This window comes from Flavobacterium undicola, from assembly GCF_009909155.2.
Classification (GTDB): domain Bacteria; phylum Bacteroidota; class Bacteroidia; order Flavobacteriales; family Flavobacteriaceae; genus Flavobacterium; species Flavobacterium undicola.
On sequence record NZ_JAAAPM020000014.1, the window covers coordinates 37,483 to 49,634 of the forward strand.

General features: G+C 31.8%; 7 protein-coding genes. 3 read left to right on the forward strand and 4 right to left on the reverse strand.

The genetic code is table 11. The features are described 5' to 3' along the window. Positions 1-37: 37 nt before the first annotated feature. From GTZ96_RS09735 to GTZ96_RS09750, 4 genes are all read right to left on the reverse strand, one after another. Positions 38-1,435, reverse strand: a complete 1,398-nt coding sequence (locus GTZ96_RS09735) for a hypothetical protein (protein WP_161643574.1) — start codon at positions 1,433-1,435, stop codon at positions 38-40. Positions 1,436-1,965: 530 nt separating this feature from the next. After that, positions 1,966-6,027 carry a hybrid sensor histidine kinase/response regulator transcription factor gene (locus GTZ96_RS09740; RefSeq protein WP_235972943.1) on the reverse strand — a complete coding sequence of 1,354 codons (4,062 nt, stop codon included), beginning with the start codon at positions 6,025-6,027 and terminating at the stop codon, positions 1,966-1,968. Between the two features lie 192 nt (positions 6,028-6,219). Then, the gene (locus GTZ96_RS09745) at positions 6,220-7,905 is read right to left on the reverse strand and encodes a sodium/sugar symporter (RefSeq protein WP_161643576.1); all 1,686 of its coding nucleotides are present in this window, start codon (positions 7,903-7,905) and stop codon (positions 6,220-6,222) included. 395 nt (positions 7,906-8,300) lie between these two features. Continuing rightward, on the reverse strand, positions 8,301-9,029 hold the full coding sequence (locus GTZ96_RS09750; protein WP_161643578.1) for a biotin--[acetyl-CoA-carboxylase] ligase: 729 nt from the start codon (positions 9,027-9,029) through the stop codon (positions 8,301-8,303). Between the two features lie 96 nt (positions 9,030-9,125). Here GTZ96_RS09750 and rsfS point away from each other — a divergent pair, with 96 nt between their 5' ends. The 3 genes from rsfS to GTZ96_RS09765 all read left to right on the forward strand — a co-directional run bounded on the left by rsfS (position 9,126) and on the right by GTZ96_RS09765 (position 12,152). After that, positions 9,126-9,497, forward strand: a complete 372-nt coding sequence (rsfS, locus tag GTZ96_RS09755; RefSeq protein WP_071185350.1) for a ribosome silencing factor — start codon at positions 9,126-9,128, stop codon at positions 9,495-9,497. Positions 9,498-9,513: 16 nt separating this feature from the next. Beyond that, the gene (gene ftsH, locus GTZ96_RS09760; protein WP_161643580.1) at positions 9,514-11,439 is read left to right on the forward strand and encodes an ATP-dependent zinc metalloprotease FtsH; all 1,926 of its coding nucleotides are present in this window, start codon (positions 9,514-9,516) and stop codon (positions 11,437-11,439) included. A gap of 110 nt (positions 11,440-11,549) precedes the next feature. Continuing rightward, positions 11,550-12,152 carry a lactate utilization protein B/C gene (locus GTZ96_RS09765; protein ID WP_161643582.1) on the forward strand — a complete coding sequence of 201 codons (603 nt, stop codon included), beginning with the start codon at positions 11,550-11,552 and terminating at the stop codon, positions 12,150-12,152.

Genomic DNA, 12,152 nt, shown 5'->3' on the forward strand with positions numbered 1-12,152 from the left:
ATAATTTATTAATTAATGTTATATCAGCTATAACAAACTATTTTTTAGTGATAAATGCCCTTTCTAATTCTGTATCCAGAATCACTTTATAAACACCCGGAGCAGCTGGATATTTAGCATTTCCGTTTGCACCTGGTGACATAGTAGCAATACCATTTTTTATTAATCTCCAAGATGGACTCCACCATTGACCTGTAAAAGTTCCTTCCATGGTACCTGTAAGTGTATATTCACCTACTAATTGATATGGATTGTTTGGATTATTGGCTAAATGTAATCCTGTTTGAATCCAAGCATTCCAAGTATCCCAATTAGCTCCTTGAATTCCTCCACCAGCGATACTTACAAAAGGTTTTCTCAGCGCTTCATTATCATGCCATAAACCGTTTGCTACATCAGCCCAAACTTTACTAGATGGAGTGTATTTAGTCACAGTATAAACTAATGTACTTGGATTTACTTTTATTTTATAATATCCTTTTGTAGGTAAAACAATAGCTGAAGATGTAACATCATCAATTAAATTTCCTGAGGCATTCAATCCAAAACAATGTGGTGCAAAATCAGCTTCTTGACCTAAGAAATAAATTTGTTTATTATCAGTATCAGCATAATATTTAAATTCAAAGTCTTGTCCCACTTTTTCATGGAAATACATAGGTACTCCTACAGCATCTGTTGTTAAATTAGTTCCCTTTGGTTGGTCACATAAATAAATTGCTGGATATTCATTAGTTGCAACAATATTGATATTTAATGTTCCCATATTCGGAATTGCAAATTTATCTTTTGCGGTAATGGTTAAAACATATTGAGCAGCAGTTACTGGTAAAGTATAAGTCTTGTTGAAAGTATACGATTGAGGAGCTCCTGTTAATTGAACCATTTCGTTGATACCTAAGGCTGCACATTTAACCTGAATATAATCAATCCCTGAATCGTCATTAACTACAAAATTTACTGGCAATTTATTACTGGAAGACAATAAGATTACGGCTCCTTCTTTAGGCGTAATCATACTTATTGCTGGAGCGTTAAATTCGCCATCCAAACGTAAGTTAATATTCTGATCTATAGCATTACCTGAAACATCAGTAATAGTTAATTTGATAACAAACCCCTCAGAAGCACCTCTATTAGCAGGAACTTCAAAAAAATAACTCAAATCATAAGAAGTTAATAAAGGATCTGTTGCAAAATTGATTACTTTATCTAAATTTAATTCAGGAATTTGAATTCTTACATTCTTTAAACCTAAATCATCTGCCAAAGTGGCTTTAATCTCAAACTTTCTGTTTGGAGCTCCATATATTTCATTTGTTGAAACGACAACTGTAGGATTATCCGAAGAAGGAAAATCGGCTTCATTTTCCTGACATCCTGTAAAAAGGATAGTAAAAAATGTAAGCAAAAATAAAAACGAGAGTTTATTCATATAGCTTTAGTTTTTAAAGTTGTTTTTTAATTAATCTTCTGATTTTTTAAACAACTTGTTTTGGTTTTTAATTGTAATTTGTATTTCTTGTTTTTGTCTTAATAATGTAATTTTTCATTGTGTTCCTATACTTTTCATAAGCTTAATTTTAGTGTGTTTGGTTAATAATTAGTGTGTATTAGTTTGTTTGTTTTTATGATAATTTAACTTAATAGAATCGTTAAATTCTAAATAGAAAGCTACCAGAAAAGCAAAGAAATAACTAAATACTAATGATTAAAGGGGGAGAAATGGAAAAAAAAGCAGGGTAAATTGGAAAACAATAAGGACATATTCGTCAAAAAAAACTATTTAACAAAAAAATAGCTCTTTATTTATCTTATGCTAAAATTAAAAGCGATATTTCTTCAAATCAACAAAAAATCCTAACCATATTATTAATACGATTAGGATTACAACATTAGTAGCATATTTTAATTCAAAAAGCGAAAGTAAACGTGATAAAAATCCTTGCTTTGATTAAATAATAACTATTTGATAATATTCAGATCTTTATTAAATGAATCTTTATATTTCTTAACATACATAGAAGGAGTGATACCAAATAATTTTACAAATTGTTGTCTAAAATATTTTTGATCCTCAAATCCTACTTCAGCACTAGCCTGAGTAATATTCATATCTTCAGTAAGCAATAATAGGGCTGCTCTTCTTAAGCGAATAGATCGAATAAAAGCATTCAAAGTCTCCCCTGAAATTATCTTTATTTTGGTGTACAAAGTACGGTGACTCATTCCCATTTCGGTAGCGAAATTTTTAATTGCAAAATCTCTATTCCCCATATTTGCTTCTATAATATCAATACATTTTTTTAAAAATTCTTGATATTCTGCTGGCACCTTTTGGTCATTTTCCTTTAAGGTGATACTATCCAGAAAATACTTCCTTAAATTCCCTCTGTTTTTCAATAAAGTATTTACTCTTGCTATAAGTAAGTCATCATCAAATGGTTTAGTGATATAATCATCAGCTCCGTCTGTTATTCCTTTCAAATGGGTTTCCGGATTATTTGTAGCCGTCAATAATATTACCGGAATATGAGATAAATCTTCACTTTCTTTTATTCTTTTGCACAACTCCAATCCGTCCATCACTTCCATTGCAATATCAGAAATCACAATATCCGGCATATGCTTTTTAGTTAATTTTAATCCTTCATGACCGTTTACTGCACTGTAAACCAAATGAGTTTTGGAAAACAACTGAATTAAATAATTCCGAATTTCAGTATTATCATCAATTATCAAAACTGATTTTTTATCCGTAAGTATTTTTTTATTGAGTTCTTCCTCAAATTCATTCGCATTTACAGCTTCATTTTGTTCTAAATCATCAACTAAAAGTTCTTCTACTAATTCACTCATTTTTGGAACATTCGAACTAATAGGCAAATCATCAAAATGTTCCTGACCTTTCAAGAAAGTCAATGTAAAGCAACTTCCTTTCCCTATTTCGCTCACACAGGCAACAGTTCCTTTGTGTTTATCTACAAAATACTTCACGATATAAAGTCCAATACCAAAACCGGTACTCACAGAAACCTTCGAATCTAATTGCTTGAATTTTTCAAAAATAGCTTCAATATTTTGCTGGGCAATACCTGATCCAGTATCAGAAATAGCTACTGACACTTCTTTTTCCGTTTCTGTTAGTTTAACAACAATATTTCCTCCATCAGCAGTATATTTGAAAGCATTTGAAACTAGGTTAAACAATGAAATTTCAATCTTTTCATAATCACCAATTATCGAAACAGATTGTTGAGGAATTTCGATAGTATAGTCTATTTTTTTATCCTTGGCCTGTGTCACAAAACATTGATACACCTCCTGACATAAATGATTCATATTTATTTCTGACAGTCTCAATACATCTGCGTCGTTTTCGGCCTTACGGAAAAGCAACAATTGGTCTACAAGACTTAAAAGTCGTCTTGCATTTCTATAAGCAATTTGTAAATCGCCCTTTGAAGGATCATTTTGAACATCCTCTTTTTTAATTACTTTTTTCAAAGGATTGATAATGAGTGCAAGAGGTGTACGGAATTCATGAGAAATATAAGTAAACATCGACGATTGTTTTTCGGCAATTTCTTTCTCTTTTTCTCTTTCTAATTCTGCTATTTTAACTTTATACTTTAAACGTTCCTGGTATTTACTGTATCTTACATAATTGTAAATAATGGCTCCACCAATAATCAAATACAAAAGATAAGCCCACCAGGTTCTATACCATGGTGGTAAAACTATTATTCGAATCAAAGTCTCTGCTTTACTTAATTCATCTTGAAAATTGGACGTTTTTACTTTAAAAACATAAGTTCCTTCAGAAAGATGGGGATAATTAACTTTTCTGTTTTGTCCAACATTACTCCATTGATCGTCCCAACCGTCTAAGAAATAAGCATAATTAATTTTATCAGCACCCGAATAATCTAAAGCAACAAACTCTATAGACAAAGTAGTTTGATCATAAGGCAATCGTATTTCTTTAATTTGATTTTCTTCAGTCCACTCCGAAATTAAATCAGGTTTAGTTGCAATTGGCTCATTATTTACACTTAAATCAGAAAGAAGAATTTTAGTATTCGAAACAACTTCTTTTATTGATTCGGGATAAAACAAATTAAAACCATTGATTCCTCCAAATAAAAACTCACCCGTTGCTAATTTCAAACCGGCATTGAAACTAAACTGATTGCTTTGTAAACCATCATTTTTAGAAAAAATCCTAAAGGTTTTAGTCTTGATATCTAATCTACTCAAACCATTATAGGTACTCATCCACAAATTCCCCTTTTTATCTTCTAATATTCTTAAAATGGTATTGGAAGATAAACCATCAGCAGTAGTAAACCTTTTGAAAGTGTTGGTTTTTCTATTGAACAGCAACAATCCGCCTTCTTGTGTAGCTACCCAAAGTTGTTTATTTCTATCTTCATGTATGCATCGCACGGGATAACCAATATTGACTTTACCCAGTTTTTTATTCGCTTTATCTATCCATACAATCGAAGTATAATTTCCTCCCCAAAGCTTTCCATCGCTGGTTTGAGTTAAACATTGCAAATTATTGATTCTTCTGTCATAAAGTAAAAACGAATTTTTACTGCGATCAAAAAGATACAAACAGCCCTCATTAGTGGCACTTGCCCAAATATTTTTTTGAGCATCCTCGAAAACCAACCAAATATTTTTCTCTACTTGTTTTGTAAACGGATTATAACAAGAATAATGACTTATCGCATTTGTTTTAGGATTAATCCGATTGACTCCTCCAGCCCATGTGGACAGCCATATTTCATTATTACTGTCACGAATGACATTAGTTATAAAATTACTGCTAATATAGTTTGCCGAGTTAGGATTGTTATTATAAACAGTATAAGTGTCTTGTTTTCTATTCCAATAACGCAATCCAGCCCCATCTGTTCCAATCCATAAATTTTGTTTTTCATCCTCACAACTGGATAAAATAAAATTTTGAGCCAAATTGTTGTCTTTAGCATTGTATTTAATATTTTTAAAATACTTAGGAGTAGAACTAATCATACTGATTCCGCCACGAAGCGTTCCAAACCAAATATTTCCAAAATAATCTTCATAAACACTCCAAACCGAACTACTTTTTATAATTTGCTGCGCATTATTCTGACGATAAGGAACGGTCATTTTAGTAATCTTATCCAAAGTATAAAGACCACAACCATCGGTAGCTAACCAAAGTTGATTTTTCTTATCTCTAAGAATATTGGTAACAATACATTTATTAGAAAAATAATTTTTTGAAATTGCAAAAGTGGAAGTATTAAATAGAAAAAGTCCTTCATCTGTACCTATCCAAAGATTTCCATTGCTATCACTATCCATGCACTTTACTTCCATGAGTAAAGGAGTAATCAATTTCATTTTCTTCGAAAGATAATTGTAATTACAAATACCTAAATCCCTAACATATACCCAGCAAGAACTCCCTTTTTTATCCTTTTGAATCGCTAAAGCATCATAGCTAAATGCTTTCTTTAATTTAGTTATCGGAACCGTTTTCCCTACAAACGAATCTCCTTCAAATGCTACTAATCCTGAATTTTGCGTAGCCAATAAAACCAATTCATTAGATACAGCTTTTATTTGATGTACTACATTTTTTAAAACTACAGCAGTACTATTCTCTTTTTCTTTATACTGAACAGTATAAAATAAAGCTTTTGACTTATCATAAACACTTGCTCCTTTGTTTCCTCCTACCCAAATATGTCTTTTTGAATCTCCTTCTAAGGAATAAACAGTATTGTTTGATAATGATTTTTCGTTATTGATTTCATTTCGAAAAACCTTAAATGTATATCCATCATAACGATTCAAACCGTCGTAAGTTCCAAACCACATATAGCCATCCTTATCCTGATAAATCGTAGTAATCGAATTATTTGATAATCCATCTGAAATATCAAGAAATTTCACCGAGTACTCTTGTGAAAAACCTAGAAAAGGACAAAAAATCAGTGTTAGTAATAGTGCTAAATACTTCAAAATTATCGATTTAATGTTAGCTTGATTGATTTTGATTGAACAGCACAAGATATAATAAAATTAGTTAATCTCATAAATTCCTCGTTTTTTTTAAACATCAATTTTTATTCAAAAACGGTTTTAGATTATAAAAAAAGTGCGAAATAATAAAATTATTTCGCACTTTTTTATAAATATAATTTATTAAATATACTACCAGAACTTCACGTACAAAGCAGCAATAATTAATAATGTTATAATAATTAATACTGTAGTTTGTGGTTTTACCTTAAACATTTCAGTATCCAATTCAAATGCTTTAGGATTTACTTTTGGTCCAGCAAAACTGATTCCAATCATAAGTAGCATTGTAAATAAGAATGATAATCCCATACAAATGTGGAACGGAATTTCGAAACCACCTTTACCATTTGGCCAAGCCGTGTATAAGAAAGTTTCGTTTCCAAACATTGCTGGTGCAAATTCATTAAATAAAACCGACAATAAGAAACCTGCAATTACACCCACAATAGCAGCTGTTCCTGTAGTTCTTTTCCAGAACATACCTAAGAAGAACATAGCAAAAACTCCTGGACTAATAAATCCAGTGTATTTTTGGATATAAGTAAATCCTCCTACTCCACCAATTCCTAATACATCATTCCAAGTAAACAATACTGCAAGAACCATAGCTGCAAAAACGGCATATCTACCAATATTTACCTGATGTCTGTCTGAAGCCTCTTTTTGAATGTATTTTTTATGAACGTCTAAAGTATAAATTGTAGAAATACTGTTTACTTTACCTGCTAACGAAGCCACAATAGCAGCAGTCAAAGCTGCAACTGACAATCCTTTTAATCCTGTTGGCAAGAAAGTCAACATAGCTGAATAAGCGCCATCTTTTCCACCAACTAATTGAGGTAAATGTCCTCCTTCGTATAAAACATAAGCAGCAATACCAGGTAACATTACAATTACAGGCATTAATAATTTCAACATACCTGCAAACAAAATCCCTGTACGAGCCGTTTGTAAATCAGCTCCCAAAGCTCTTTGAGTGATGTATTGGTTACATCCCCAATAGTTTAAGTTGATAATCCAGATACCCGCTAAATAAGAAAGAATCCCTGGAAAAGTAAGATATTTATCAATCTCTAATTGAGAAGAAGAAGCCGTTGGCCTAGGAATAATCATTTTGAAATGCTCTGGTGCTCTTTCCATTATTACTTTGAAACCAGCAATAGCATCTTGTCCAAAACCAAAATATTGTCCCACTGTTGTTAAAGCAATATAAGAAGTTACTAAACCTCCAATAATCAACACAGCAACCTGAATAACATCAGTATAAGCCACCACTTTCATACCTCCAAGAGAGATAATTAAAGCAAAAATTGCCAATCCTAACATAATAACATGAAGGTATTCTCCTCCTGCTAATCCATTAATAGCAACCGCTCCTAAGTATAAAATAGAAGTTAAGTTTACAAAAACATACAAAAACAACCAGAAAACAGCCATGATTAATGCCGTTGATTCGTTGTAACGTGTTTTTAAGAATTGAGGCATGGTGTAAATCTTGTTTTTCAAATAAACAGGAATAAACCAAACTGCCACTATAATCAGCGCAATTGCAGCAACCCACTCATAAGCAGCAACAGCAATTCCTAAAAAGAACCCTTCACCACTCATTCCAATAAACTGCTCAGCTGAAATGTTTGAAGCAATTAACGAAGCTCCAATAGCCCACCATGTTAATGTTCCTTCTGCCAAGAAATACGCTTTGGCGTCGTGTTCGTTTTTTTCGCGCTTGCGATAGATAATATATCCGTAGATTGAGACTACTAAAAAGTAGACGATAAATACTGCATAATCTGCAAATTCGAGACTTGAGCTCATAAGAAAATGGGTTTTTAGTTAATTAAATTATAGTTTTTAGTTTTTAAATACAGCTTTTTGTTTTAAATCAATGTAATCGATTGTTCTTTGATTATTGAGAATAATACACAACTAAGATTTATCACTTCAGAATTTCGTTAAAAATCCTATTATAAAATAGTACATCAATTATATTTCAATACTTTTTTTACGAAAAACGAAATCCAAAAGTAAAATAAAAATACTTATTTACATCATTTTTTTAAATGTAAATTTAACATTTATAAACACAAAACAACATAACAAACTATAAAACAACCAATTAAACCTTTTTGTTTGTTGTTTATTTTTTCACAATTAAGCTGAAAAAACAGAAAAAACAGCTTAAAATTGCTTGAAAAAACTAAAATCAAGCCTTAATAAAGCATTTGAATTTCTTTAAGGCCATACTCAATTATACTATCATCTTCTAAAAGAACAATCAGCTTTCCTGCTGCCGAAACTCCTTGGATAATTCCCATAAAAGCTTTTTCGGTTTCTTTTTTAAAAGGTATTGGAACACCTTTCTTAAACAAGACTTCAGTGTATTCCTTCCATAAATACTGAGGATTCGAATTAACAAGTTCCAAATTAATTTTTAATCGTTCCACAATTAAGACAACCAGTTCTTCTTTATCAAAACTGGAATTAGCAATAACTGCCATCGAGGAAGCTTTAGGTAAATTTTCAAAGTTTGTTTGATTCACATTCAATCCAATGCCGATGACAGAAGAAATGGTGTCATTACTTTTAAAACTATTTTCAATAAGAATGCCAGCAATTTTTAAATTGTCTGACATAATGTCGTTAGGCCATTTAATCCTTAAATTCTGAATATCAAAAGTTTTTAATACCTGAATCAATGCTAAAGCAGTTGCAATATTCAATTTGTAAATATCCTCTACACCTACTAACAAATCCCTAACAAAAACACTCATTATTAGATTCTTAGACTTTTCAGAATTCCAAACAGCTCCCATCTGACCGCGCCCTTTAGTTTGATTTTCAGCAGTAACAACAGTGTAATTTTCTAACTCCTCAGTTGCCGACAAGCCTTTAAGAAAATCATTTGTAGAATCTATGGCATCGAGTTTGATTAGTTTCATTAGCAATTATTTTTGAAACATTATTTAATATTATGTTAAGGTTCAAAAATAATCACAAAAAATGGTAACTTTACACACTTATTATAAAAATAATTCATGGCAAAAAAGACTGTAAATAATGATGACCTATTGGCAAACATTATCAAAGGAATAGAAGAAGTAAAAGGAAATGACATAGATATTCTCGATCTTAGAGAAATTGATACCGCAGTTTGCGACTATTTTGTTATCTGCAACGGAAATTCAAATACCCAAGTTAACGCAATTGTTAACTCCATTCAAAAAATTGTTTCTAAAGAAATCAAAGACAAACCTTGGCATGTTGAGGGAACTGACAATGCTGAATGGGTACTTATGGACTATGTTAATATTGTAGTTCACGTTTTCCAAAAACAAATTAGAGAATATTATAATATCGAAAGTTTGTGGGGTGATGCGAAAATCACTACAATTGCAAACAAATACTAAAGAAAGATAGAAAACAATGGCAAAAGATAACAATCCTAATCCTAATAAATTCAGGATAAGCCCTTGGTTAGTGTATACTACCATATTACTTATTTTCTTATTTATTAGCTTTGTAACTGGCAGTTCGAGCTTACAGGAACCATCTCAATTAACTTCTTCTAAATTCAACATTTATTTAGAAAAAGGACAAATTGAAAAAGTAATTGTTTACAACAAATCAGAAGCTGAAGTTTTTTTAAAACCAGAAGCTTTAAAAGAAAAAGAGCACCAAAGAGTTGCTAAGGATATTTTTGATCGTCCTAACAAAGGACCTCAATATACTTTTGAAATTGGTAATGATCAAATTTTTCAAACCAAATTAGAAAAAGCAGTTGCTGAAGGCAAACTAAAAGATTTTGATTTTTTAGCTAAAAGCAACTGGTCTGACATCCTTATTAGCTTACTTCCTGTAATCATCATCATTGGAGTATGGATTTTTATCATGCGTAAAATGTCAGGTGGTGGCGCTGGTGGTGGCGGACAAATCTTTAACATTGGAAAATCAAAAGCGAGACTTTTTGACGAAAAAAACGATGTTAAAACTACTTTTAAAGATGTAGCAGGACTTGAAGGAGCTAAAGAAGAAATACAAGAAATTGTAGAATTCTTAAAAAACCCTGAAAAGTACACCAATTTAGGTGGTAAAATCCCTAAAGGAGCTTTACTTGTAGGACCTCCGGGAACAGGAAAAACCTTATTAGCAAAAGCAGTAGCTGGTGAAGCTCAAGTTCCATTTTTCTCATTATCAGGTTCTGATTTCGTTGAAATGTTTGTTGGAGTTGGTGCTTCAAGAGTACGTGACTTATTCAAACAAGCCAAAGAAAAATCTCCAGCAATCATTTTCATTGACGAAATTGACGCTGTAGGTAGAGCTAGAGGAAAAAATAATATGTCAGGCGGAAACGACGAACGTGAAAATACTTTGAACCAACTACTAACCGAAATGGATGGTTTTGGAACAAATACTAATGTAATCGTTTTGGCAGCAACAAACAGAGCCGATGTTTTAGATAAAGCTTTAATGCGTGCCGGACGTTTTGACAGACAAATATTTGTAGACTTACCAGACATTCGCGAACGTGCTGAAATTTTCAAAGTACACCTTGCTCCTTTGAAAAAAGTAGAAGGTTTAGATTTAGACTTTTTAGCTAAACAAACTCCAGGTTTCTCTGGTGCTGATATTGCCAATGTATGTAATGAAGCTGCCTTAATTGCTGCTCGTAATAACAAAACTGCTGTTGACAAACAAGATTTCCTTGATGCTGTTGATAGAATCGTTGGTGGTTTAGAAAAGAAAAACAAAATAATTACTGCAGAAGAGAAAAAAGCAATCGCAATTCACGAAGCAGGTCATGCTACAGTGAGCTGGATGCTTGAACACGCTGCCCCATTAATTAAGGTAACTATAGTTCCTCGTGGACAAAGTTTAGGTGCTGCCTGGTACCTGCCTGAAGAACGCCAAATTGTACGTACAGACCAAATGCTGGATGAAATGTGCGCTACTATGGGTGGTCGTGCTGCCGAAAAAGTAACTTTTAACCGAATTTCAACGGGTGCTTTGAGCGATTTAGAAAAAGTAACTAAGCAAGCTCGTGCAATGGTTACGATCTATGGTTTGAATGACAAAATAGGAAATGTCACTTATTATGATTCATCTGGACAAAGCGAATACAGTTTTTCAAAACCTTATTCTGATGAAACTGCAAAAATCATAGATACCGAAATATCAGCACTTATCGAAAGCCAATACGATAGAGCGATCAAAATCTTAGAAGACAACAAAGACAAATTAAATCAGCTTGCTGATATTCTTATCGAAAAAGAAGTGATTTTCAAAGACGATTTAGAAACAATTTTCGGAAAAAGAAGCTTTGATAAAAATCTGGAAGAAGTAGTCTCGTAATTAGATACTTGAGATAAATTATTTAAAATCTTAATTCAAAACAGCGTTTTGAATTAAGATTTTTTTATCTTTGGACGGTTACAAACAATATATCAAGTACCTTACAAAATATGAGTCTCTTTAGAAAAATTTTCGGATCTAGTATTTCGGCATCAGATGAGGAAAAAGAAAATAAAAACAATAATTTCTTTCCTGATAATAATATATCTGTTGACGAACGATTTATCTACAATTTTAAAAAAAATGGAGGTAAATTTTTATACTGTGAAAATGCTAAGGAAGTAAAAGACCAATTTGAAAATATCCTAGAAGAAAACGACTGGTTTGAAAGTGAAGTATTGTGCTACGACACTAATTTGTTTGGATTATTAGACGAAAACAAACTTACTTATAACAAACCTGCGAACCCTAAGTTTTTATTGTCCAGCTGTGAAAATTTGATTGCTGAAGAAGGTTCTATTCTTTTTTCATCTAAACAAATCAAACAACACAAACCAAACGAATTACCTACTAACATTGTAATTTTAGCAACTACAAGCCAAATCCTTGCTATGAAAAGTGATGGCCTTAGTGCTATAAAAAAGAAATACGAAAGAGATTACCCTACCAATATTACAGCTATTAAATATTTTGAAAAAGCAAAAGAAGAAGACTTTACCCAATACGGCAGTTCTGCTAAAAATCTTTATTTATTGCTTTTAGAAGATCTTTAA

Coding starts and splice junctions, on each gene's coding strand:
- GTZ96_RS09735 (WP_161643574.1), bottom strand. CDS start 1,435: ATGAATAAACTCTCGTTTTTATTTTTGCTTACATTTTTTACTATCCTT.
- GTZ96_RS09745 (WP_161643576.1), bottom strand. CDS start 7,905: ATGAGCTCAAGTCTCGAATTTGCAGATTATGCAGTATTTATCGTCTAC.
- GTZ96_RS09750 (WP_161643578.1), bottom strand. CDS start 9,029: ATGAAACTAATCAAACTCGATGCCATAGATTCTACAAATGATTTTCTT.
- rsfS (WP_071185350.1), top strand. CDS start 9,126: ATGGCAAAAAAGACTGTAAATAATGATGACCTATTGGCAAACATTATC.
- ftsH (WP_161643580.1), top strand. CDS start 9,514: ATGGCAAAAGATAACAATCCTAATCCTAATAAATTCAGGATAAGCCCT.
- GTZ96_RS09765 (WP_161643582.1), top strand. CDS start 11,550: ATGAGTCTCTTTAGAAAAATTTTCGGATCTAGTATTTCGGCATCAGAT.